Source organism: Methanocaldococcus sp. FS406-22, from assembly GCF_000025525.1.
Taxonomy (GTDB): domain Archaea; phylum AGJL01; class Methanococci; order Methanococcales; family Methanocaldococcaceae; genus Methanocaldococcus.
The window spans coordinates 1,519,061-1,542,366 of sequence record NC_013887.1 but is presented as its reverse complement, the minus strand read 5'-3'; the positions used below and the strand labels follow the sequence as shown (position 1 = coordinate 1,542,366).

The following is a 23,306-nucleotide window of genomic DNA, read 5'->3' as shown; positions in this document are numbered from 1 at the left end:
TTTTTATTTTTTTGTGATACTATAGGAAAAGAACTTCTTAAAGAACTTGGTGAAGATTTTAGAGATATTGGAGATATTGATCTAGAGGTTTATGAAAAAGGATATAAAAAGATGAAAGAGAAAGAATGGGAAAGATTAGGGATGATTTATGCACTACTCCATAATAAAACCAAAGTGTAAAAAAGAAATTATTGAGATAGATAAAGGTTCATTAAAAACAAAAAGAAAGTTTGCATTTTTGTTAGAAGTTGGAGATAAAATCTTAGACAATAAAGAATTTTGGGCTAATGATGAGGTTGAAGTTGTGGTTGATTACTCTTTTACTGATTCAAAAAGACCTAAGGAGAAGATAGAGATTTATACAATAGAAGATATAGAGAGGGATTAATATGGATTTAGAAGGAAAATGTTGCTTAATTCATACAATTGGTGGAATTATTTTTGGATATTTGGCAAATTATGTATATACTGCTGGATTGGGGATGTTTAGTGGAATAGCTACGTTGATATTTTTATTTATTGGAGCTGTGATTTTTGGGCATATCTCTGCTAAAATCTTTGGAGAAGAGAGTTTAAATCAAAAACAGTGGCTTGGATGTGGAGTTCTGCCATTTTTCTTAGTAGCTATAGTTGTTTGGGTATTGAAGTTTAACGCTTTGATTTAAAATAATGAAAATTGAATATCATTGATGTTATTTAGAGGTGGAATTATGGCTTTAAAAATGGATAAATCAAAGGAATTATTTGAAGAGGCTAAGAAATATTTGGTAGGGGGAGTTAATAGCCCAGTTAGATATTTTAAGCCATACCCATTTTTTGTTGAGAAAGCTAAAGATTGTTACTTGTTTGATGTTGATGGAAATTGCTACATTGATTACTGCTTAGCTTACGGGCCGATGGTTTTAGGGCATGCAAATGAAGCAGTAGTTAAAGCAGTTAAAGAACAGCTTGAACTTGGCAGTGCTTACGGATGTCCAACAGAGAAAGAGATTATTTTAGCTAAGGAGGTTGTTAAGAGAGTGCCATGTGCTGAGATGGTTAGATTTGTTAATTCTGGAACAGAGGCAACAATGTCAGCTATAAGATTGGCAAGAGGAGTTACAGGAAGAAAGAAGATTATTAAGTTTGATGGGGCTTATCATGGAGCACATGACTATGTTTTAGTTAAAAGTGGTAGTGGGGCATTAACTCACGGACATCCAAACTCTCCGGGTATTCCAGAAGAAACTACAAAAAATACAATCTTAGTGCCTTTTAATGATGAAGATGCTATTAAAAAAGCAATAAATGAGAATAAAAATGAGATTGCATGTATTATAGTTGAGCCAGTTATGGGTAATGTTGGGTGTATATTACCAAAAGATGGCTATTTAGAGTTTTTGAGAGAGATAACTGAGGAAAATGACATTTTATTAATATTTGATGAAGTTATAACAGGATTTAGATTGGCTAAAGGAGGGGCTCAGGAGTATTTTGGAGTAGTTCCAGATATAGCTACTCTAGGTAAAATATTGGGAGGAGGATTTCCAATTGGTGCTATTGTTGGTAAAAGAGAGCTTATGGAGCAGTTCTCTCCATTAGGAGCTATATATCAAGCTGGAACTTTTAATGGAAATCCAATATCAATAACTGCTGGGATTGCAACACTTGAGCAATTGGATGATAGATTCTACAAAGAAACAGCAAGAACAGCTAAGATATTGGCTGATACTTTAAGAGAATTGGCTGATAAGCATAATATTAAAGCTAAAGTTTATAATATTGCTTCAATGTTCCAAATTTATTTCAATGACAAAGAAGTTGTGAATTATGAAATTGTTAAGCAGAGTAATGTTGAGAGATTTATGAAATACTTCTGGGGATTATTGGAGAGAGGGGTTTTTGTCCCACCATCCCAGTTTGAGTGTTGCTTTACTTCAATAAAGCATGATGATGAAGTTATTGATAAGACAACAAAGGCTATGGAGGATGTGTTTAAAAATCTATAATAAATCACGACATTCAAAATATTCATGGCATCTAAATTCAAGAATGTCATTATAATGCTCTACAAAGATTTTATTATCTAAAACTGGTTTTAATCTTTCAGTTAGGCAGAAATAACTGCCCTCCATTTTAAAATATATTCCTTCTGTTTTAAGCAGATATTTTATTGGATTCTCCTTAGCTAATTTTATATATTCCTTTTTACTCCAATTTCTAAAATCTTTGGTTGTTTTATGCCTCTTCATGTCTATGGCATATTTGGGATTATTATAAAAGTTTTTAAAGCTTTCATAAATCTCATCTTCACTAACACATTGAACTATCCTATCTCCTTTTATAAATGTCATTAAAAGAGGAATTTTATAGCTTTTAGTCATTTTAGTCCTCTCCAACATATTTAAAAAATCTCCAGCAATTTCTTTAACTTCCTTTTCTTCTTCAGACAATTCATTATATTTTTCTAAAAATCCTAAGTAATTCCTAAGTGGATTGTATTTAGTATTTTTAATTTTTGGATAAATCCTCTCTTTCATTAGGTATTCAAACATCTCAACTCTATTTGGCTTTCTATCCAATTTTCTTTTTAGCTCTAAGTATTTGGCATAAACTATTCTTTGATAATCATTTTTCATTATCTTCCCCCACAATGACCTCTTTTAAAATTATCCTTTTATAGAATCCTCCTCTCTCTTCATATTTTTTCTTTTTTATATATTCAAGCTCTTTAGCATCTATTTTAAAATACTCTCTAATCGCATCACAAACCTCCAAAATGTCAGCAAGTTCTTCAGGAGAAGGATTTTCCTTAAACTCTCCAATTTCTTCCAATAATTTTTCATAAAGCTTTTCTAAATATTCTTTATTATCTGCAATGTATATTACTGCTTTCTTACCACTTTTCTCAATCATCTCTGGAATTTTATCCCTTACAAGCTTATTGTATGTTATTTTATCCATGGTTTCCCAAATTTAACTTTATAATAAATACGGTGAGTGTTGTATGAACTAATTATTTGTAGGGAAAGTTTAATTTCCCTATATAACGTTTAAATATTTTATTTGTAATTAGAGAATTATATATAAAATTAGAATTAAAATTTTACAATTCTTAATACAAGTGATTTAAATGCTGTTAGAAAAAAGTAAAATAGAAGTTATAGAGCAATTTATACATATTTTAGAGATTTTAGACATGTATGCGAGAGAGGGAAGTGATGAGAAGGCAATTATAAGATTGATGTTAGATTACCTTGAAAAAGGACATGTTTTAGATGAAGATATCATTCCAATAGCAACTAAAATTTCAGAAATTGCCAAAAAAGTTGGAAGCTTTGACATGAAGAGAGAGATAAATCTTTTACTATTTGGAGAGAAAAAAAGATTAACAAAATCCCAAAAAAATAAAATAAAAAAGATTATTGAAATTTTGGAATATTTAAAGGGATATATAGAGAAAAAGCCATACAAATCTTATGAAGATAAACACATCCTAAATCTAATTGGTTTAAAAATTTTAAGGTTAGATGAGGGGATTGTTTTAGATTATAACTCTGAAGTTAGGAGCTTAACCAATATGGCTTTAAGAGTGGGGAGTTATGAATTAAAAAATGAGATTGAGCTACTTTTAACTGGAAGAAGGAAGAGAAAATTAACTGAGGAATTTATACAGAAGAGATTGTCAATTATAGGGATTTTAGAAATGGTTAAAGACTTTATAGACAAAAAAGAATTTAAATCGTCTTTTGATTATGAAGCCCTCTTCTTAATAAATTTAAAGATTCATAGAATTGAAGAAGGAATTTTAAAGAATTTTGATGATGAGATTGAATCAATTTTAAGTATTGCCAGAAAGGTAGGAAATCATAAATTGAGAGAGCAAATTGTTTTATTAAAAGAGAGCATAAAGAACTAAAATTATTCTTTATTTTTTCAACTTCTCCATAATTAATTCAGCACAAAGCTTCCCTGATAAATACATTCCACCAAATATTGCCCCCATTCTATAACCACCATAGGCTGCGTTAGCAGCCATTCCACAAACAAATAGATTTGGATAAACTTCTCTTGTATTTCTTAATAATGCATTCTCTCCTTTCTCAGCCCACATTGATTTCTCTCCAGGAACATCTGCCTCTAATTTATTCTTTTTCACGAGGATATTAACTACTGATGCCTCATGCCCAGTGGCATCAACAACAACCTTACTTCTTATAGTCAATGGATCGATATGCAATCCAGCCCTTTCAATTGCATAGCTGTTTATAACAACTCCTGCAACTCCATCTTCTCTCAAAATTAAATCTTCAACAACGATTCCTGTTAATATCTTAGCTCCAGCATCCATTGCTGCAACTGCTAATTTAGCAGGAACTTCAACAGAATCAGCAGCATAGTAACCGTCTCCCATATCAATTAACTTAACTCCAACCTCTCTCAACAACTCATCTGCAGGTTCTTCAACAACAATGTATGGGAAACCCATTCCTCCTCCCCAAGTACCTCCACCAAACGCTAAATGTCTCTCTAAAACAACTACTTTAAACCCTTCCTTAGCTAAGTATCTTGCACATGTTAAACCACTCGGCCCAGCTCCAACAATGGCAACATCAACCTCTAAGATATTCAACCACATATCAAAGCTTGCCTTTAATATAGCTTTAGCTGTCTTAATCTCATCAGCATTTAACTTTATATCCTTTATATTCATTAAACCACCCTTTTCAAAACTTTGGATACATAGCTTTCTATTCTTTCATTTATATTTTCTCTAAGCTCTTCAACTCTCCTAATATTTTCGCTACTTATATTTATCTCTTCCTCTATGTATGGGGTTTTCTCTAACACTTTTTTTCCAGCCAAAATATCAATATCTGTAAATGTCCCTAACAACTCTCTACCAGTTGCTAAAATCTCTTTCTCTATCCAATGAGCTTCTTTTGTTCCAAATACTGAGAATAGTGGGAATTTAGTTATTACATTAGAACCACTCATGATTAATGGACTTATCATTGGTATTTTATCAACCCAAACACCTGTAATAATCTTAATCTTTGGGAAATTCAACCTAACAGAAGAAACCCAATTCATATACTCTATTGTAGTTACTGATGGTTTATTTTCAAATATAGTTCCTTTTTGTGGATTTAAAGAGTAAAAAGTAATTCTATCCAAATCCAATTCCTCGATTAAATTTAATAATTTCTCAATATCTTCCTCTTTCTCTCCCAATCCCAATATTATTGTTATCCCTGTCTTCAATTCTAATTCTTTAGCTTTTAATAAATTTTCTTTTATCTTATCCAATGGCTTTCCTGGGCAAATCCAATCTCTATCTTTGCTAACTGTCTCAACAGCCCCTACAACTCCCTCAATCACATCCAAATTAATGTTGTCTAAATCAACAACTCCAACATTCAAATACTGCTTACATTTTTGCACATAAGCTACCATTTCAGCAATATCATTTATTTCTTTAGGTGTATAGCCGTAACCACCAGATATAAACTCTAATTTCCATCCAATTCTTTTCATTAAAATTGCCTCAGCTAAAACACTTTCTAATCTTCTTCTCGCCTTTTTTGGGTCTCTTATCTTATCTTTTTGTGTAGCCATGTAGCAAAATTTGCATGGTTGTTTTAGATTACAATACCAACCTAAAAAAAGAGCTCTCTCAAAGGTAACTGTATTTCCAAAATGTTTTGTTGTTAGTTTAAATGCCTTTCTTGCATTTTCCAATATTTCCTCAACTTTCATTTTCTCTCTCCTTTTCTATATATTTCTCAATAACTTTTGGAGAAACTCTTGTTTGAATTCCTAATCTCTCTAATATTATGTTATTTAAAATAGCTTTAAGTATTTCTTTTCCTTCTTTTGATTCAGTAATTTCATTTAATTTTCTTGTAGTTGCAGGTGATTTTAATTTTTTTAAAACCTCTGCTATCTCTTCTTCTGTAATTCTTCCCTTTTTCTTTTGATATATTTCATCTGCAATCTCATACAACTTATTCATATCAAATGGTAAATATTCAGGGATTTTATTTAAAACCGTCTCGTCTATTGATGCCAATAATCTTGCTATCTCAATATCTTCAGTATTCTCATCTATCTTTAATTTTTTTACTACGAACCATTTTTTATGCTTTGCCATAAACTCAATTTTATCTTCCACAATCTCACCAAAATAAAATTTTAAAAGTAAATAATGAAACTATAGAAAATAAAAAAATAAACAAAAAAAGAATTTAAGCTGTGACTAATTTCTTTAAGACAGGGTCTGTTACATCTTCTGGGCTTATCTCTTCAACATTTAAGATTTTTATTTTTGTTCTTTTAACTTTGTATCTTCCTCCAAACTCAGAGTATAAGATTTCTAAAGCATCTTCTGGCTTTAAAGCTTTGTATTCCTTTCTAAATAACATTGGTTCTCCTTTTTTTAATATTTGTCCTGTTATTCTAAATATCTTTGCCAAATTACCACCTCCTCATTCTTTGCAAATCTTATAAATGTTTTGTGCTACACCTATCCATCTTAAGTAAGAGTAGATAGATGCCTTTAATATAGAAATATCTTCTGCCTTAACATTTATCTTTATTACATTTTTATTTATTTCCATTGTGGCAGAGGATTTTATTTGAGATGTTAGATGTTCTAAAAATATGGATTTATAAATAACTTCTGCCTCTTCCTCACTATCAAACTCCAATATTAGTTCAAAAGAATTCATAAAAATCCCTGCCATTTATATAAGGCTGTCGAACAGCTTAATAGATTTTACTCTAATTAAAGGGCCTATCTTAACCCTTCCCTTATAAAATTGAATGGCAAATAAATATTTTGGGTCTTTTTCTAATCTTAATGTTATATCGCTATCCTCATCAATATTTAAATGTTGGAACAAAAATTCATCATAAATTTCATAGTGTTTTTGGAACTCCTCATCATCTTTAAGCTCCTTGCTAATTCTTATTCTTATTCCATCATCGTTGTATATTTTCCCTCCACAAATCTCTCTCTGTAATTTAACGGAGATAAAGCTTGATAATCTCCTTTCATTTTCAACATCATAAACAACTAAAGTTCCAGGGTTGGCTTTAAACTCACCAATTAAAAGAACATGTTTATCAATTTCAAAAATATCCTTTAATGAAAGTTTCCCTCTCTGGACATAAGGCAAATTTAAAGTCCTCTCTAAATCTCTTGCGAAACTTCTTGTTCTTTGAGAAGGTTTTCTTGAAGTTGTGAGTATCATTTTATCTCGCCTTTACATGTTTAACTACTTTTGGTCTAAGCTTAACCAATATCTTATAACTGCAGTGAGGACATCTCGCTCTATTTCCTAACTCTTCAAATTTTATTATCTTTTTACAGTTTAAACATTTATATTCAACCATATACATCCCCAAAATAATTTTGGTATTTTAAAAGAAAAAAATTAGATATAAAGTTTGATAAATTATTCTTCTTTTCTCTCAACGATTCTTCTAATTGCCTTCATAACAGCTTTACCTGCCCCTGTCTCTGGTGTGTAAGCTCCTCCAGCTATCTTAGCCCCACACTTTCCACAAACCCAGATTGATGTTGAAGCTCTCTTTAACTTTGGAAATCCGCAAACAGGGCATTTATATTTCTTCTTTGCTTTAATTTCAACATCTCTAACTCTAACTCTAATTTTTAAACCATATCTTGGTCCAAATCTTCCTGTTGGCCCTACTTTCTTTGTGTGGCTGAACATCTACATCACCTCATTTCTAATTTCTATAAATTATTCACTATACTTCTTAACAACCTTTGTTTGGACATTTCCTTTGGTTATTTTGTTTAAATGAGCATAGAACTCTGCTTCAATCCCACTTGGTATTTCAATTAACACAATTAAAGAACCATCTGGTTGCCATTCTTCCTGCTTAACGGCTCCAAATTGGTATAAAGCATTATATGCCTTAGAAGCAAATTCTGCTGGAATTTTAACAGCAATATCTCTCTTTTCAAACCTAATAGGAAGAACTTTTTTAAGCTTTTTAACAATTTCAGGAACTTGTTCTTCAGCACTTTTGTAAATATCAATATTAATTCTCAATTCTTCTATTGCCTTTTCAATTCTATGTGGTGGATGTGGAGTGTCTGTTTGAGGGTTTATGGTGTTTCTACTAATTATAGTTATAATTTGCCTTTTTTTCTGCTCTCTAATTTCTTCTCTCTGCTTAGCAGTTAATTGGACTTGACCTTTTAATATGATTTTTTTAGCAATTTCTTTAACATCTGTTGTTCCAAAGACCTTTGATAAAAGTTCTTCAGGGGCTTTTTCTCCTTTATTTGCATCTCTAAATACAACTTCAACAGCTAAAAGCTCATCCATATCTACATTTTGACCTTCTTTAAGCTTAGCCGCTAAGTATGGGTCAACTAAAATTTCAAATTTTTCGCCATGTGAATTATATCTTGCAATTACTGCCTCTTCTAAGGACACCATAATATCCCTCCCCACATTATATAAATGTTTCGGCTAAGGGTTTTGAATTTATAAAAATTACTTTGTGAGTAATATAGGACTTTCGCAGTTTATATATTAAATTCAAGGAATTTAGACATCAAAAGGATGCCAATATGCAATAAAATATTAATTCCTGCGAAAGTCCCATTATAATGAGCGAGATACTCTAAATATTATTAATATCTAATAAAGTAATTTAAAATAGCGGATTTAAAAATTTTACTATGGATTTATTCTTCTTGCTTTTCTTTAGTTTCTTCTCTATTTTCTTCTTCTTTTTTATTTTTATCCTCTAACTTCTTTTTAACATTTTCTATGAGTTTTTTTATTTTCTCTGCAGGGATTTTCTTAAATTGTGAATCTTTAACTGTTATAACGCAAACATCAACATTTTCAGGTTTTATATCTTCATTTGCTTTTGTTAATGCAGTTATAGCCAACTCTAAACCTTCATCTAATGTTATATCATCCCTATACTCTTTCTCTAATAATTCCATAACTACAGGTCTTCCACTACCTATTGCTGTTGCTTTATATTCAATTAAAGCCCCACTTGGGTCTGTTTCAAACAACCTTGCCTCATTTCTATCTATTCCAGCAATTAATAAAGAGACACCAAACGGCCTAACCCCTCCATGCTGTGTATATGCTTGCTTAATATCACAAATTTTTTTAGCCAACATTTCAATTGATATTTCCTCTCCGTAAGTTAATCTGTAAATTTGAGCTTCTAATCTCGCTCTATCTATTAAAACCCTTGCATCAGCTACCAACCCAGATGTGGCAGCGGCAACATGGTCATCAATTTGGAATATCTTCTCTATTGACCTAATTTTTACGAGTTTGCTTGTTATTCTTCTATCTACCGCTAAGACAACACCATCTTTACAAACAATCCCTATTGCTGTTGTTCCTCTTCTCACTGCCTCTCTTGCATACTCTACTTGATATAACCTACCTTCTGGGCTAAACACTGTAATAGCCCTATCATAAGCACTTGGTGGCACCATTTGCATAAAATATCACCGTTATAAGTATTTTAAAGATAATTAAATAAACATTAACTTAATGTCTTTATTAATAAAATTTATTAGGAGGTTTGAACGTCTTCCTTTGGAAGGCGTTCATAAATACCTTATTTATTCGAAAATGTTTTGAAAGACATTATAACTTTCATCTCATTATATTATCTTATTATTTTTATTCTTTTTTATTTTTTAGCATTATTCTATATGATTGTGTTGAGTATTGACATAACCATAAGTTATATATATTAGGAATTCTAATAATGAATTCTATAATAAGGTGGTGATATGAAATGAAGAAAGTTGTTATATCGGATGAAGCTAAGGAATTCATCTTAGATAAGCTAAAGAAAGCTAATCAGGATAATGTAGTTATATACTTTGAAGGATTTGCTTGAGGAGGACCTAAGTTTGGAATAGCCATCGCCCACCCCAACGAAAATGATAAACTAATCTACGATAATGAATTCAAACTTTATATTGACCCAATTGCTGACCAGTGGCTTGATGAAATTAATATCACATTAAGAAGGTCTATCTTTGGAAAGTATCTTAAGATAAAAGGTAGTAGTGAGTGCTAACTGGAAAGTTAGCTCTGTTATTGGTTGAATTTATCTGTTTTTTTCTGAAATAAATTAAATTTATTTGATTATTCTTGCATCACCAATACACCCTCCTTCTTTATCATTAAAGACAAATACTGGGTTTAAGTCCATTTCCTTAATCTCACTGTGAATATCCATAAATACCCCAATCTTTATTAGAGTATCAACAATAAAGTTAATGTCTCTTTTAGGTCTTCCTCTAACCCCCTCTAAAACTTTGTATGATTTTAATTCCTTCAACATCTCATGAGCAAAGTCTCTTGTTATTGGTGAAATGCCAAAGCTCACATCCTTTAAGACCTCAACAAAAACCCCTCCTAAACCAACCATTACAACAGATCCAAAGATATCATCCCTCTTAGCTCCAACTATAATCTCCATCTTATCTTTCTCAATGAATTCTTCAACTAAAACTCCTTCTATAATTAAATCATCAATGTCCATCCTTTTTGCATAATTTTTGGCGTTTTCAATTAATTTTTTAAATGCCTCTTTAGGATTTTCTGGGTTTATTATAACTCCCCCTGCCTCCGTCTTATGTATTATTTGTGGTGAGACAATTTTCATTACACATTTTCCTAATTTTTTGCAATATTCAACAGCTTCATCTTCATTTTTAGCTAAATATCCCTTAGGTACTGGAAGACCATAAATGCTCAATAATTTTTTTGCTTTATACTCATTTGGATTTTGTAGCAATTCTTTAATAATATCTTTATTTTCTTCTGTGATTTTTAAGAACTCTTCTTTAACATTTTCTAAATATTCATCATAATCTTCCTTAACTTTCATTAAGCTATATTTATAGAGATGAGATAAAGCTTTGACACCATTTTCTGGAGTTATGTATGCAGGAATTCCATTTTTTCTTAAATAACTTTTAGCTCCTTTAACTGAAACTCCTCCAACAAATGAAGTAATTAATGGTTTATTGGCAAATTCTTTATGGGAATTTTTAACCTCTACAATAGATTTAGCAACCTCCAATGGTTTTGTCATCTCTTGTGGTGTTAATATAACCAAAAGCCCTTTAATGTTATTATCTTCAGCTAAAACCTCTATAACTCTTCTATATCTTTCTGGTGTGGCATCTCCTATAATATCCAAAGGATTTGATATGTTGGCAGTTGGAGGCAAAATTTCTTTAAGCTTCTCTATTGTTGATTTTTCAAAGTTAGATAGCTTCATATTATAATCAACACAGCTATCAGCTGCTAAAACTCCAAATCCTCCAGCATTTGTTATAATCCCAATTTCATTTGAGCTTATTGTTGGCTGTGTTGAGAATAAATGGCATAAATCAACCAACTCTTCAAACGTATATGCCCTAATTATCCCAGCTTCTTTAAACGCTGCCTCATAAATAACATCCTCTCCAGCTAAAGAGCCGGTGTGAGATTTCGCAGCTTTCTTTCCAACTTCAGTTCTTCCAGATTTTAGGGCAATTATTGGCTTTTTCTTAGATAGCTTTTTAGCAACTTTTAAAAATCTCTTATCCTTTAATCCTTCTATGTATAAAACAACTATCTTAGTATCTTCATCATCTAAAAAATATTCCAATAAATCACTTTCCTGAATATCTGCCTTATTTCCAATACTAACAACCTTAGAAAAGCCAATATTCAATAAAGGGGCTATATCCAATATAGCGTTTAAAACAGCCCCACTTTGTGAGATTATTGAAACCCCTCCTTTTGGAGGAAATACCTTTGCAAATGTGGCATTTAAATTTATGTGTGTGTTCATAATCCCCAAGCAATTAGGCCCTATAACCCTTATATTGTATATTTTTGCAATCTCCTTAATTTTCTCTTCCAACTCATAATTTCCTACTTCTGAAAAGCCAGCTGTAATAATTACAGCCCCTTTAACTCCTTTTTCTCCACATTCTTCTAATACCTTAGGGACAACAATATTTGGAACAACTATAACTGCCAAATCTATATCATCCTCAACATCCAAAACTGATTTGTAGCATTTTATTCCAAATATTTCATCATATTTTGGATTTATGGGATAGATTTTTCCATTAAAGTCTTTTAAGTTTTTCATTATTGCATATCCAACCTTTCCTTCAGTTTTTGAAGCTCCTATTACAGCTACTGATTTTGGATAAAAAATATATTTTAAGCTCATACTCCCTCCCCCACATTTTTTAGAGAAAAATTTTTATATTGATTTTTAGTATCTAATTAAAAGTATCTCTTTTAACATTTATATATCCTCACCTCCTATAACGATTATGGAGGTGGGATTTTATGAGATTAAAGGCAATAAAAATAACAAGCAGAGATGGGGAGACATTCTTTAAATGTCCAAGATGTGGAAAAATTTTCAGATATTCAAAGGATTACACAAGACATGTAAATAAAGCTCATGGCTATCTCTTTAAAAAAGAATAAAGTTATCCTTTATAAACAAGATTTCCGTCTTCATTTTCCACTATTTTTGGATGTAACTTTAAAAAAGATTTTATTGCTGGTGGAATATTCCAATCAACACCATGAACAATCTTATCCCAATTTTCAACAAATCTTCTTTTTCCTAAAACTTCATCCAATTTTCCTCTAAGTTTTTCAATGACAATTTTATCTTTACTAAAGCTTTTTATCTTATAAGCCCCTCTTTTAGTTTTTGAATAAAAAATCTTATCCTCATCATAATAATTTTTTGCTATCTCTAACAACTCTCTCCAAACCACTTTAGCTCTCATCATCTCACCCAAATAAAATTTATCCAAGGTGATTATATGTACTTTTTGATTCAGCAGAGAAAGAAAGAAAGTGAAAAAAATTTGAAAGAAAAATTAAAAAGATATAGAAAAAAATTAAGAGACAGCAGAATTAAAGAAAAGCTAAAAGAGATGCCATTAAACATGAATAAATATTTAACTGATGCATATACTGGAGGAATTATAAAAAAATATCCAGAGGATTTTATTGTTGAGGAGATAACTCCAGAAGGCATTATCTTAGAGGTTGGAAAAAGCATAGAATTTAAAGATGTGGAAAACTGGAAGGGAAATTATATACACTTCACCTTAGAGAAGAGGAATTGGACTACCTTAGATGCAATTAGAGAGATTGCTAATAGAGTTGGAAAGCAAAGAAAACACTTTGGTTTTGCTGGAAATAAGGATAAATATGCTGTAACAACTCAAAGAGTTGGCTGTTTTAATGTAAGGTTAGAGGATTTAAAGAAGGTTAAGATTAAAGGAATTACATTAAGAGATTTCCAAAAAACAAATAAAAAAATAAGATTGGGAGATTTGTGGGGGAATAGATTTACTATAAGAGTTAGAGAACCAGAACTTAAAGGAGAAGAGCTGAAAAAAGCTTTAGATGAATTATGCAAGCTAAAATATTTCTTAAACTACTATGGAGTTCAAAGATTTGGAACTACAAGACCAATAACTCACATAGTTGGAAGGTTTATTATAGAGAGGGATTGGGAAGCGGCTTTTCATGCATATTGCGGAACTCCTCTTCCCTACGATGACAAAAAATCAAAATTAGCAAGGGAATTGGTGGATGAAGAAAACTTTAAAGAAGCATATAAAAAATTCCCAAAGGTATTTTTCTATGAAAGAAGAATGATTAAAGCTTATATAGAGACTGGGAGCTATCAAAAGGCATTTATGATTCTTCCACCATATTTAAGATGTATGTTTATAAATGCTTATCAATCTTATCTATTTAATGAGATAATCAATAGAAGGTTTGAATATGGCTTTGAACCTATGGAAGGAGATATTTTAATTGATAACGTGCCAAGTGGGGCATTATTTGGCTACAAAACAAGATTTGCTAATGGCATTCAAGGAGAGATTGAGAGAGAAATTTATGAAAAAGAGGGCTTAAGCCCAGAAGATTTCAAGATTGGAGAGTTTGGTTCATTTATTGGAGATAGAAGGGCAATGATTGGAAAAATATACAATATGAAATATTGGATTGAAGATGATAGCTATGTTTTGCAGTTTTGTTTAAAGAAGGGGAATTATGCAACCTCTGTTTTGAGGGAGTTTATTGAGAAGAAGGATAAATACTTTTAATTTCCATACCGCATCAGTCTATATATTGTTATGTGAATAATATGAGAGGGAAATTATGGAAGATAAAAGAAAAATAATTTATGATAGCATATTTGATGTGTTTAAAATAATCTTTGGTTATGAAATTGTATTTTTAGGGGCTACAATCTTACAAACTGCTTGTAAGGTTATATCTTTTAGTGTAGGGACAGCTCTGATAGTTATGGATTTAATAGCAAGATTTTTTACTGTTTGGGTATTTTCAGCTGTGCTATATGATATTTACAAAAAATTAAATTAAATAATTAGCTATTCTATCATCTTTTTACCCCCTAATTTGAAATACCAAACATATAACCCAACTACAAAACCTATAATAACTAAAAAGGAAAGCATTGAAACTAATAAGAATAAGGTTTCTCCTTCCATATTACTACCCCAATCATTTTTTAATTCTAATGAAGTCACCTAAGGTAAATCCATCTTCATCTCCACCGCCATAATATGAACTTTCTTCCCCAACACTTTCAGTTAAACTAATTTTTAACTCTTTCTCCAATATTTTAATTTCTCTTTCATTTGGCTCTAACTCATATCTTTCAAATTTTTGTAAAGTGGATGCTTTCATTTTAAGTTTTTTAGCAAGTTCTTCTATTGATAAACCTCTCTTTTCTCTTGCTTCTCTAATAACATCTCCATAATCCTCCCTTAACATTGGTAGAGTGTCAAATATATCTCTCTTTCTTTTCACAGGTTTTTTAACTTGTTTATTAGTAGTTATCGTTCCTTTTCCTATTATAGTTTTTTTACCTAATCTTGAATATGTCTTTGGGCTTTTGCCAAATTTAGCACATTCTTTACAGACATTCATTTCAGAACCTTCAATAATTACCTTGTAAAGCTTATCTGTTAGCTTTCCACACAACTCACACATTTGCATAATACTATCCCTCAAAAATTTAATAACATTTATATACTTTGGATAACATTATTTATATTAGCATAACTATAAATAACTAACTGGTGAAAATATGGAAAGAGAAAAGTTGATAAAAAAGCTTCTTCATACTTTAGAGCATACAGAAGAGCATTTTGAGGCAATAATAAACCAATTAAAAGAACTTGGATTAGAAACTAAAGAATATGAAGAGTTGTATATTAAATTAAAAGAATTAAATGAGAAAGTTAAAAAAGAGCTTTAACTTAATTTAAATAATTTTGTTCATTAAATTCACTTTTTACCTTATTTTATTATTTCTTTCTATTTTCATAGAACAATATCAAACTCCACAACAATCCAGCAATAATTAAAACTATTATATACCAGTTGTGAATTAGCCAATAAATTTTTGGCTTTAATTCTTTTTTAATATCATCCCATAAGCCATGTTTCTTTTTATACAATTTTATAATGTTTTTTAGTTTTATTTCTTTGATTGAGTTATTTTTTATGAGATAGTAGTGTAGTTTGTGGTTTTCTTCTGTTTCTATTAATAGTATTCCGTTATTGTATGCTAAATCTTTAATTCTTATATTTTTATATTTATATCTAAAAATATTTTTTATATAACTTTTTTCTATTGGAATTTCTCCTCCTTTAACTTTAACAAAATAATAGGGATTTGAGTAATTACTTATGATTTTTATGGTTTTATTTCTCCATATAAGGAGATATGGCTTTTGATTTAAATAGTCCCTATACCAATTTGCGTAATTAATCGTGGAATAATTAAGTTTCCTCATAATAATATATAAAGTTTCATTTATGCTGTAAAAATCTATACACTCCCAAGAAATATTTTCATATCTTGGAAGAGTTATATTATCTTCAAAGTTAATTTTTCCATTGTAGTAAGAATATAATGGAAAGGATGTATTTGATAAACGCCCATCTAAGATATAAAACTTCTTTGCCTTCGAATCGTAGGTTGTAAAGATGAATATGGGTTGATATATGTAATATTGGAATGTAGTATAATAGTCGTCATCCTCAAACTTTTTTAGTTTGGTTATATTAGTGTTATTTATCAATACAAGAATGTTTTCTGGATTTTCAGTTTTTATTTTATAACAATAAACAAACAACGCTTCATTAGGAGAACACGTTGGAGGATATATATCAAAATAATCAACTGAATTAAAAGGATATGCCCATAGTATTTTTTCGGTATAGTTTATTTTATTGCCCTTTGTTGTGTATATTAAAACACCAATAAAATAATCTCCGTCTCCATAGAGGCAGAGATCTTCTTTACTTGTTGGGAAATAAGCTCCTGCAAATGCCAATATGGCTGAATTATTGGTTGAGCCACAATAAAAATATGTTATGTTATGATATAACACTGGATAATACTTTGAGATGGGAGTTATGTCAATTAAAGTTTTTGAGTTATTAAAATACAAAATCTCAGAATCGTTGTAAGTATATCCAAAAAGCTCATCATAACCAATATCATGATAAATTATTATAAATCCATCCTTAAATGGACAAACCTCAGCCGAAGAAACTCCTAAAAAATAAATAGAAAATAAAATTATTAAAAATAAAATAAATTTTTTCATAATCTCACCAGTTTTTACACCCCTCACTTTTTGATTATTATTACTTTAGTATTACAAAATATTTAATTTTTGATTTTTAAAGTTGTAATTTCTAGATTCCGTTAATATATAGAAAGTTTTATATCAATGATTTTCGAGAACTCTGAGAGGATTTTGAATTATATAGTATTTGATTAATTTATTTTTCAAGAGAATCACCAGCAACAATATTAAATATTTCTATATTTGTCTCTTAAATTCACTTTTTAAAAGCATTTTTCATTGCACTCACCAAGATATTACCATAAAAAATTATGTTTAATTAAGAGCTTTAATTTTATCCAAGAATTATTCCAGCTATATAGCCACAGATTGTTGAAAATATAACCACCAAACCTAAATAAGTTAATGCCTTTGTTTTTCCTAAGACCTTTGAGATTGTTAAAACTGTTGGAATACTCAAGCTCGGCCCAGCCAACAATAAAGCCATCGCCGGCCCAACGCCCATACCAAGTTCCATTAGGGCTTTTATAATTGGAACTTCAGTTAATGTGGCAAAATACATCAAAGCCCCAATAAATGAGGCAATAAAGTTAGATACTATAGAGTTTCCTCCTACGTAAGTTGCTATGTAGCTTGGTGGAATGATAGCTTTAATAGCTCCAGCTATGGCAACCCCAATAATTAAGAGTGGGAACACAATCTTCAGCAGTGTAAAGCTCTCTCTAAGCCAGCTCTTTATCTCCTCATCCTTAAACCATATTTTTGTTGTTATAGCCAAGATAACCCCAAGTATTATAAACAATAGGTGCTTTAACAAAAATCCATCATATAGGGGCATTGAGAGAGTTGGAAACAGCTTAGGTGAGGCAGTTATTACCAACAACATAATAAACTGCAGAGCAAAGAATGTTATTGTTTGATATAATGGCCTATTAGATATTTTATCTGCCTTTGGAACTCTTAAAGCTCTTTTTTTCTCATGACTCCTAAATATCATTTCCATAACCAAACCAATAAATATAGAAACAATAACAGCAAACACAGCTCTTAAGAAACCAATATCCCATCCAAGTAATGCTGCTGAATAAAATATTGCCAAAACATTAATTGCCGGTCCTGAAAACAGAAATGTTGTTGCCGGCCCTATTCCGGCTCCTCTTTTGTAGATACTTGCAAACAATGGCAGTATAGTGCAAGAACAAACTGTTAATAGTGTTCCGCTAATGGCGGCTACAGTATATGATATATATTTTGGAGTGTTTGAACCGAAATATTTTATGATGAAGTTTTTGTTAATCATAGAAGCAATGCCACCAGCCATTAAAAAAGCCATTAATAGGGCTAAAACTCTATTTACATTTAAATAATCAATGATTGTCCTTATCATGACATTGATGATGTTCAGTATAAAGCCTACAACATCCATCCTCATTCCCTCCTAATTCTCCTTCTTCCCTTTAATGAAGTGTAGTCATGAACCATCTTCTCTCCACAATTTGGGCAGTTTGGAAGCTCTACTTCAGAAGCCATACATGGGCAGACATCTACCTTAAATCTCATTCTCTTTCCACACTTTGGGCAGATTAAGTTCCAAATTATCATTATCTCACCATTAATCTATGAATTTAAGTTAATTAATTTAAATATTTATAAAATATAGTGCTTTAAGCATCATCTTTCTCATTTAAATATACATGTAATTCCTCCTTAATTTCTTCAACAGAAGGGATTTTTCCTTCAAAGACTATTACATCATCAAATGCTACTCCAGGAGTAATAAATACCCACTCTGCTATCTCATTCACATCTGTAACTTTAATAATTTCTGCATCTATACCAAGCTCCTCTACAGCTTTTTTAACATTCTCATAGGTTTGATTGCATTTTGGACAGCCAGTTCCGAAAACTCTTATCACTACCATAAGGTTTCACCAAATATTACAGGTTTTAAAGGTAATATTTATGATTTTCGATTAATTGATACATTTTAATATTTTTAAAAAGAATTTAAATATTTAAATGATACCTTAGTAAGCTTTATATATTTTCTCGCATAAGCGTTATATGGTTCAAAAATCTTCAAGGTGAAATTAATGAAAATAGCCCTACCTATAGAAAACAACCAACTATCTCCACACTTTGGAAGATGTGAAAAATTTATGATTGTAGAGATTGAAAATGGAGAGATAAAAAATAAAGAAATTATTGAGAACACTGCAAGAGAAGGTATGCATGGAGTTGGGACTACATCAGCCTCATTAATTGCAAATATGGGAGTAAATGCCATTATAGTGCAAAATATAGGACCTAAGGCTTACAGTGTGTTTAAACAGTTGGGCATTGAGGTTTATAAAAGCAATACAACATCAATCGATGAGTGCATAAAGTTGTTCTTAGAAGGGAAATTAGAAAAATTTGAGTGAGATGATGATTGTTGCCGTAACTGGAGGTAAGGGAGGGACTGGAAAATCCACTTTGTCAGCAAATCTGTTTTTTTATTTTATTGAGAATTATAAAACTGCACTGATAGATTGTGATGTTGAAACACCAAATCTTCCTTATCTAACAGGTAGTGAGGATTTATCCTTAGCAAAGGAAGTTTTTATTGAAATTCCAAATATAGAGGAAGGAAAAACCTACAACTATAAAAATGTATGCAAAGAAGGGGCTTTGTTAAAAGTTGGAGACAAGCTAATATTTATTGAAGATTTATGTAGTGGATGTAAAGCTTGTGGCATAAACAGCAATATAACGTTTAGAAAGAAGAGTATTGGAAAAATCTATGAGAAAAAATTTGATAATGGCTATTTAATTGTAGGAAAATCAAACTTAGGAGAGAGAAAAACCGCTAAAATTGTAACTGAAACAAAAAAATATGCATTATCAAAAAACTGCGAAATTAATATTGTAGATACTGCCGCAGGAACTCATTGTAATGTTGTGAGGGCATTAATCAACGCAGATAAAGTTCTTATAGTTACAGAACCTACACCCTTTGGCATGTCAGATGCAAAGAGAATAATAAAGATTGTTGAAAAGCTAAACATCCCATACAAGATTGTTTTAAATAGATATGGAATTAGTGATTTAAAAGTTGGTTATAACTTTAAAATTCCTTACGATAGGAGAATAGTTGAATGCTATTGTAAAGGAGAGAGCTTTTTAAAGTATAATGATTTAAGAGGCTGTATAGAAGAGATAGCAAATTGGATTATCTGGGGATAAGATGAAGATAGCAGTTATTTCAGGAAAAGGAGGAGTTGGAAAATCTTCCATCTCAACATCTCTTGCTAAGTTGTTTTCAAAAGAATTTAGTATAGTAGCTTTGGATTGTGATGTTGATGCTCCAAATTTTAACCTAATGTTTGATGTTAAAGATAAAAAATTATTGGAAGTTATCTATCGTGAGCTATACAAGATAAATGAAAACTGCGTAAAATGTGGAAAGTGCTTAGATATTTGCCAGTTTGATGCTATAGAGGATTTTAAAATAAATCCAATACTGTGTGAAGGATGTGGGGCATGTGAGTTAATCTGTGAGTTTAATGCTATAGAGCCAGTTAAACATGAAAGTGGCTATATATATGAGGGATTTATTGGATTTCCATTAATCTGGGGGGAGTTAGAGATTGGTGAGAGTGGAAGTGGAAAGATTATAGAGCATATAAAAAGGCATGCCAAAAAGTATAAAGCAGAGATAGAGCTTATAGACGGACCTCCCGGAGTTGGATGTCCTCTAATTTCAACAGTTAAGGATGTTGATTTAGCTTTATGCATAGTAGAACCAACGAAATCAAGTGTTAATGACTGTTTAAGGTTGATAGAGACGTTGAATTTCTTTGATGTTGAATATTTAGTTGTTGAAAATAAAAAGGGCATGAACGCTATTAATTATCCATTTAAAATATTCCATTCAATTCCTTTTGATTTTGATGTGCCAAAGTTGATTGCAAATAAAATCTTGCTTTGTGATAGTAATAGCAGAGTATCAGAAGCAATAAAAGAGCTTTATGAAAAATTAAAAGAATTTATTTAGTTATTTTTCTTTTAACAACTAAAACTGGCTTATTTGCCTTTTTAATGACGTTTTCAGTAACTGAACCAAGCAATATATCTTTTAAGTTTGTTTTTCCATGAGAACCCATCATAATTATATCAACTCCTTCATCTTCAGCTATTTTCACAATTTCTTCGTGTGGGATGCCAACAACAATGATATCTTTAACTTTATAGCCAACATCTTCAAGCTCCTTTTTAATCCTTTCCATTTTACCCTTTGCCTCTTCAATGAGTTTATTTTTTAATTCATTTTCAAACTCTTCCACAGACTTATTTAATCCAGCAACTCCCAAGAGTAGAGAGAAGATATCCTTCTTTTTAATGTCTCTCTCATCTATAACATGCAATAAAACAACTTCCTCCGCCTTAAGAGTTTTAAATGCTTTAACATGCTTTAATGCAATCTCAGCAGTTTCAGAGAAATCAGTTGGGTAGAGAATTTTTTTATACATAGGATTTCACCCATTATTTTGTTAATGCCCTTTAAACACCTCTCCAGTATAAACTTTGTTTGTAGTTTTTATTAAGGTTATCGCCCAGAAGAAGAATAACAGCCAATACAATGCAAATCCTATATAATCTATTAATTGGAACTTAAATATATTATAAACTAAATGAGATGACGCAACATAAGCTCCCAGTGGGAAGATGAATGCCCACCATGACATTGCGTAGGGTAGTTTTAGTTTTTTAACATAGTAAAGAGTCATGATTATAGCCATTAGACTCCACCACAACCCAAAGCCCCAGAATATAAAAGAAAATATATAAAACGGCTCTTTTATTGTTATGAATGGGGAGTTATTAACCATATTTATCAAAGCAACAATCCCAGCCCCTATCGGTCCTAAGTTAATCCATACAGTCGGAGCCATTGCTGAAGGTAAAGGATGATGTAATATAAACCTATAAATCACCACTGCCAATAATGCCAAGTATAAGAAGAATCCGGCCCCCCAACCGAAGTAGTTGATTATAACTGTTAATTCATGCCAAATTCCAGTCAAATGAGGCATTATCAAACTCCCAGCTATTGGAATAACAATCAAACCAACCGGTGGAATATACCAACCCGGATTAACATGATCTAATTTTATGGTTTCTGACTTAAACATATAAAACGGAACTATCAAACTGAACAAAAACATTCCAACAGCTCCAAGAGACCAGAATATCTCTCCCCAAAACATATTATGCCCTATATTTATAAAATCAGCTCCTAAAACCAAACAACCAACTGCAATGGTTGGATAAAAAGCACTTAATACAGGATGTTTTAAATCAGCTAAAGCATTATCTTTGAACATAATCCATCTCAAAACCCATGGAATTAAGAAGATAAAGAATAACAAAACATTAAAATAAAACAGTGCAACTGCAACATCTTTTAATATTGGCAAATAAGCTGAATAGAGCAAGCTATCTACTGCTAAAATTCCAGTTCCCATTACTGCAGCAAACCATGAAGGGACGAAGTTTTTTATTACATCTAATTTTGATTCACATGCATCTAACATACTTTTCCCTCCAATTTTAGAAATTTCCCATTATGCGTTAAAATAGTGTGTAACAAATATTTATACCTTTCGATTAATTGATGTATTTTAATACTTTTAAAAAAAAATTAAATATTTAAATAAATGTTATTCCTTCTAGGATAGCATCTTTGTGTATATTTAAAGCTTTTTGCTTTTTACAATCTCCTCTAAAAAGTTTTATCTTTCCAGCAACACATGGATACCTTTGTATTAGCATAGCAGATTTTTTGGCAAAATCCTCAATATCATTAACTTCCATCCCCTTCATCAACTTAGCCATAAATAGGGTTGAACCACAGATAGACGTTCTTAAAACCTCAACATCTACAACCTTGTTATCTTTAACATAAACTTTAACCTTTGGTGTCCCAAACTCCTCTAAAAACTCCTTTAATTTTGGATATTTATTTATTAAGTTTCCAACCTCATTTTCATCCAACAAACACATCTCTTCTGGACAAATTGCATCAAACTTCTTTAGCTCTTTCTTCTCTCCCTCTCCACTCCATGTAGCAACGATTATAGCTATATCTTTATTTAATTTTCTTGCCTCATAGCAAAGATAATAAGTGTTATCTGGATGTTGGGTATAGAGCAATAAAATATCTGCCTCTTTAATCTTCTTTAGTAACTCTTCTGGAAACTCTATATCATCAACTATCAAATCATCTGGTCTATCAATTTTATAGATTCCGATAAATCTATTTTTCTTTCCAAAGGAGTTTACAGTTCCTTTAATCCTATATCCATAAGCCCCATCAGTTACTACCAGTATCCTTGCCATTGTTATCTCCTTTTCCTTTGGAGTTTCTTTTTGACAGTAAATAATAAATTATTGCTCCAATTATTCCTAAAAACCAAACAACCAATACCCATAAGATTTTTTCAAGAGTATCTAAGTCATCTCTCTTTAAAATATCTATAATGGCAATAATGATTATTATAAAAATTGCTATCCCTATAATAAAGAATAATCCCATAAAAATTGGAAATCCCATCATTCCAAAGCCCATTGGCATAAACCACAT

General features: G+C 30.9%; 35 protein-coding genes. 12 read left to right on the top strand and 23 right to left on the bottom strand.

Translation table 11 applies throughout. The features are described 5' to 3' along the window. Positions 1–148 precede the first annotated feature (148 nt). The 3 genes from MFS40622_RS07975 to hemL are packed head-to-tail and all read left to right on the top strand — an operon-like array spanning position 149 to position 1,988. A complete protein-coding gene (locus MFS40622_RS07975; protein ID WP_012981162.1) occupies positions 149–388 on the top strand; it encodes a hypothetical protein in 240 nt (79 codons plus the stop codon). Position 389: 1 nt separating this feature from the next. Beyond that, positions 390–665, top strand: a complete 276-nt coding sequence (locus MFS40622_RS07970; RefSeq protein WP_012981161.1) for a DUF5379 domain-containing protein — start codon at positions 390–392, stop codon at positions 663–665. Between the two features lie 45 nt (positions 666–710). Further along, entirely contained in the window at positions 711–1,988 is a 1,278-nt protein-coding gene (gene hemL, locus MFS40622_RS07965) for a glutamate-1-semialdehyde 2,1-aminomutase (protein ID WP_012981160.1), read from the top strand. Here the strand turns inward: hemL and MFS40622_RS07960 are convergent. Then, positions 1,983–2,618: a hypothetical protein gene (locus MFS40622_RS07960; RefSeq protein WP_012981159.1), complete on the bottom strand. Its 636-nt coding sequence runs from the start codon at positions 2,616–2,618 to the stop codon at positions 1,983–1,985. The two genes, hemL and MFS40622_RS07960, sit on opposite strands and share 6 nt — an antisense overlap. Then, positions 2,608–2,943: a nucleoside triphosphate pyrophosphohydrolase gene (locus tag MFS40622_RS07955; RefSeq protein ID WP_012981158.1), complete on the bottom strand. Its 336-nt coding sequence runs from the start codon at positions 2,941–2,943 to the stop codon at positions 2,608–2,610. Before MFS40622_RS07955 ends, MFS40622_RS07960 begins: the two co-directional genes overlap by 11 nt. A 169-nt stretch (positions 2,944–3,112) precedes the next feature. Here MFS40622_RS07955 and MFS40622_RS07950 point away from each other — a divergent pair, with 169 nt between their 5' ends. Continuing rightward, positions 3,113–3,898 (top strand): hypothetical protein, encoded by a 786-nt coding sequence (locus tag MFS40622_RS07950; protein WP_012981157.1) that lies wholly within the window; start codon positions 3,113–3,115, stop codon positions 3,896–3,898. 9 nt (positions 3,899–3,907) lie between these two features. Here the strand turns inward: MFS40622_RS07950 and MFS40622_RS07945 are convergent, their stop codons facing one another. The 10 genes from MFS40622_RS07945 to psmA form a co-directional block, all read right to left on the bottom strand. Beyond that, positions 3,908–4,693, bottom strand: coding sequence for a sulfide-dependent adenosine diphosphate thiazole synthase (locus tag MFS40622_RS07945; protein ID WP_012981156.1), 786 nt, complete (start codon positions 4,691–4,693; stop codon positions 3,908–3,910). Beyond that, complete coding sequence (locus MFS40622_RS07940; protein ID WP_012981155.1) at positions 4,693–5,739, bottom strand: radical SAM protein; 1,047 nt, start codon at positions 5,737–5,739, stop codon at positions 4,693–4,695. Before MFS40622_RS07940 ends, MFS40622_RS07945 begins: the two co-directional genes overlap by 1 nt. Next, the gene (locus tag MFS40622_RS07935; RefSeq protein WP_012981154.1) at positions 5,729–6,154 is read right to left on the bottom strand and encodes a DUF2666 domain-containing protein; all 426 of its coding nucleotides are present in this window, start codon (positions 6,152–6,154) and stop codon (positions 5,729–5,731) included. Before MFS40622_RS07935 ends, MFS40622_RS07940 begins: the two co-directional genes overlap by 11 nt. A gap of 73 nt (positions 6,155–6,227) precedes the next feature. Next, positions 6,228–6,455: a 50S ribosomal protein L18Ae gene (rpl18a, locus tag MFS40622_RS07930; RefSeq protein ID WP_012981153.1), complete on the bottom strand. Its 228-nt coding sequence runs from the start codon at positions 6,453–6,455 to the stop codon at positions 6,228–6,230. Between the two features lie 12 nt (positions 6,456–6,467). Further along, positions 6,468–6,710: a KEOPS complex subunit Pcc1 gene (locus tag MFS40622_RS07925; RefSeq protein WP_012981152.1), complete on the bottom strand. Its 243-nt coding sequence runs from the start codon at positions 6,708–6,710 to the stop codon at positions 6,468–6,470. 15 nt (positions 6,711–6,725) lie between these two features. Beyond that, positions 6,726–7,235 (bottom strand): rRNA maturation protein, encoded by a 510-nt coding sequence (locus MFS40622_RS07920; protein WP_012981151.1) that lies wholly within the window; start codon positions 7,233–7,235, stop codon positions 6,726–6,728. A 1-nt stretch (position 7,236) separates the two neighbouring features. Next, a complete protein-coding gene (locus MFS40622_RS07915) occupies positions 7,237–7,377 on the bottom strand; it encodes a DNA-directed RNA polymerase subunit P (RefSeq protein WP_012981150.1) in 141 nt (46 codons plus the stop codon). A gap of 62 nt (positions 7,378–7,439) precedes the next feature. After that, positions 7,440–7,718 (bottom strand): 50S ribosomal protein L37Ae, encoded by a 279-nt coding sequence (rpl37A, locus tag MFS40622_RS07910; RefSeq protein ID WP_010870097.1) that lies wholly within the window; start codon positions 7,716–7,718, stop codon positions 7,440–7,442. Between the two features lie 30 nt (positions 7,719–7,748). Further along, a complete protein-coding gene (locus tag MFS40622_RS07905) occupies positions 7,749–8,456 on the bottom strand; it encodes a ribosome assembly factor SBDS (protein WP_012981149.1) in 708 nt (235 codons plus the stop codon). Between the two features lie 251 nt (positions 8,457–8,707). Next, positions 8,708–9,493 (bottom strand): archaeal proteasome endopeptidase complex subunit alpha, encoded by a 786-nt coding sequence (psmA, locus tag MFS40622_RS07900; protein WP_012981148.1) that lies wholly within the window; start codon positions 9,491–9,493, stop codon positions 8,708–8,710. Between the two features lie 302 nt (positions 9,494–9,795). Here psmA and MFS40622_RS07895 point away from each other — a divergent pair, with 302 nt between their 5' ends. Further along, the gene (locus MFS40622_RS07895; protein ID WP_012981147.1) at positions 9,796–10,083 is read left to right on the top strand and encodes a HesB-like protein; all 288 of its coding nucleotides are present in this window, start codon (positions 9,796–9,798) and stop codon (positions 10,081–10,083) included. 60 nt (positions 10,084–10,143) lie between these two features. On the opposite strand, the gene acs is transcribed toward MFS40622_RS07895, so the two are convergent. Further along, on the bottom strand, positions 10,144–12,243 hold the full coding sequence (gene acs / locus MFS40622_RS07890) for an acetate--CoA ligase alpha subunit (protein WP_012981146.1): 2,100 nt from the start codon (positions 12,241–12,243) through the stop codon (positions 10,144–10,146). Positions 12,244–12,365: 122 nt separating this feature from the next. On the opposite strand from acs, the gene MFS40622_RS07885 reads away from it, so the two are divergent. Continuing rightward, on the top strand, positions 12,366–12,509 hold the full coding sequence (locus tag MFS40622_RS07885) for a C2H2-type zinc finger protein (protein ID WP_012981145.1): 144 nt from the start codon (positions 12,366–12,368) through the stop codon (positions 12,507–12,509). A gap of 2 nt (positions 12,510–12,511) precedes the next feature. On the opposite strand, the gene MFS40622_RS07880 is transcribed toward MFS40622_RS07885, so the two are convergent. Further along, positions 12,512–12,820, bottom strand: coding sequence for a hypothetical protein (locus MFS40622_RS07880; protein WP_012981144.1), 309 nt, complete (start codon positions 12,818–12,820; stop codon positions 12,512–12,514). A 36-nt stretch (positions 12,821–12,856) separates the two neighbouring features. Between MFS40622_RS07880 and truD the strand changes: the two genes are divergently transcribed. Beyond that, entirely contained in the window at positions 12,857–14,158 is a 1,302-nt protein-coding gene (gene truD / locus MFS40622_RS07875) for a tRNA pseudouridine(13) synthase TruD (protein ID WP_012981143.1), read from the top strand. A 55-nt stretch (positions 14,159–14,213) separates the two neighbouring features. Further along, on the top strand, positions 14,214–14,438 hold the full coding sequence (locus MFS40622_RS07870) for a hypothetical protein (RefSeq protein WP_012981142.1): 225 nt from the start codon (positions 14,214–14,216) through the stop codon (positions 14,436–14,438). A 141-nt stretch (positions 14,439–14,579) separates the two neighbouring features. On the opposite strand, the gene MFS40622_RS07865 is transcribed toward MFS40622_RS07870, so the two are convergent. Then, a complete protein-coding gene (locus MFS40622_RS07865) occupies positions 14,580–15,077 on the bottom strand; it encodes a multiprotein bridging factor aMBF1 (RefSeq protein ID WP_012981141.1) in 498 nt (165 codons plus the stop codon). Positions 15,078–15,168: 91 nt separating this feature from the next. Here MFS40622_RS07865 and MFS40622_RS09625 point away from each other — a divergent pair, with 91 nt between their 5' ends. Further along, positions 15,169–15,339 carry a hypothetical protein gene (locus MFS40622_RS09625; protein ID WP_012981140.1) on the top strand — a complete coding sequence of 57 codons (171 nt, stop codon included), beginning with the start codon at positions 15,169–15,171 and terminating at the stop codon, positions 15,337–15,339. Between the two features lie 49 nt (positions 15,340–15,388). Here MFS40622_RS09625 and MFS40622_RS07860 read toward each other — a convergent pair whose 3' ends face one another. From MFS40622_RS07860 to MFS40622_RS07850, 4 genes are all read right to left on the bottom strand, one after another. Next, a complete protein-coding gene (locus tag MFS40622_RS07860) occupies positions 15,389–16,699 on the bottom strand; it encodes a hypothetical protein (protein ID WP_048197513.1) in 1,311 nt (436 codons plus the stop codon). A gap of 316 nt (positions 16,700–17,015) precedes the next feature. Beyond that, a complete protein-coding gene (locus MFS40622_RS07855; RefSeq protein ID WP_012981138.1) occupies positions 17,016–18,107 on the bottom strand; it encodes a permease in 1,092 nt (363 codons plus the stop codon). Positions 18,108–18,109: 2 nt separating this feature from the next. Next, on the bottom strand, positions 18,110–18,283 hold the full coding sequence (locus tag MFS40622_RS09620; RefSeq protein WP_012981137.1) for a hypothetical protein: 174 nt from the start codon (positions 18,281–18,283) through the stop codon (positions 18,110–18,112). A 62-nt stretch (positions 18,284–18,345) separates the two neighbouring features. Beyond that, positions 18,346–18,603, bottom strand: coding sequence for an MTH895/ArsE family thioredoxin-like protein (locus MFS40622_RS07850; protein WP_012981136.1), 258 nt, complete (start codon positions 18,601–18,603; stop codon positions 18,346–18,348). Between the two features lie 171 nt (positions 18,604–18,774). Between MFS40622_RS07850 and MFS40622_RS07845 the strand changes: the two genes are divergently transcribed. From MFS40622_RS07845 to MFS40622_RS07835, 3 genes are read left to right on the top strand one after another with little or no spacing between them, the layout of a single operon-like run. After that, positions 18,775–19,104, top strand: a complete 330-nt coding sequence (locus tag MFS40622_RS07845; RefSeq protein ID WP_012981135.1) for a NifB/NifX family molybdenum-iron cluster-binding protein — start codon at positions 18,775–18,777, stop codon at positions 19,102–19,104. Positions 19,105–19,108: 4 nt separating this feature from the next. Continuing rightward, positions 19,109–19,906 carry a P-loop NTPase gene (locus MFS40622_RS07840; RefSeq protein WP_012981134.1) on the top strand — a complete coding sequence of 266 codons (798 nt, stop codon included), beginning with the start codon at positions 19,109–19,111 and terminating at the stop codon, positions 19,904–19,906. Position 19,907: 1 nt separating this feature from the next. Then, complete coding sequence (locus tag MFS40622_RS07835; RefSeq protein ID WP_012981133.1) at positions 19,908–20,717, top strand: P-loop NTPase; 810 nt, start codon at positions 19,908–19,910, stop codon at positions 20,715–20,717. On the opposite strand, the gene MFS40622_RS07830 is transcribed toward MFS40622_RS07835, so the two are convergent. From MFS40622_RS07830 to MFS40622_RS07815, 4 genes are all read right to left on the bottom strand, one after another. Continuing rightward, positions 20,710–21,192, bottom strand: a complete 483-nt coding sequence (locus tag MFS40622_RS07830) for a universal stress protein (protein ID WP_012981132.1) — start codon at positions 21,190–21,192, stop codon at positions 20,710–20,712. The two genes, MFS40622_RS07835 and MFS40622_RS07830, sit on opposite strands and share 8 nt — an antisense overlap. A 21-nt stretch (positions 21,193–21,213) precedes the next feature. Continuing rightward, the gene (gene tdt, locus MFS40622_RS07825; protein ID WP_012981131.1) at positions 21,214–22,257 is read right to left on the bottom strand and encodes a tellurite-resistance/dicarboxylate transporter; all 1,044 of its coding nucleotides are present in this window, start codon (positions 22,255–22,257) and stop codon (positions 21,214–21,216) included. 115 nt (positions 22,258–22,372) lie between these two features. Then, positions 22,373–23,062, bottom strand: coding sequence for a DUF166 domain-containing protein (locus tag MFS40622_RS07820; RefSeq protein ID WP_012981130.1), 690 nt, complete (start codon positions 23,060–23,062; stop codon positions 22,373–22,375). Then, positions 23,037–23,306, bottom strand: coding sequence for a PLD nuclease N-terminal domain-containing protein (locus MFS40622_RS07815; protein ID WP_012981129.1), 270 nt, complete (start codon positions 23,304–23,306; stop codon positions 23,037–23,039). The genes MFS40622_RS07820 and MFS40622_RS07815 overlap by 26 nt, the downstream gene beginning before the upstream one ends.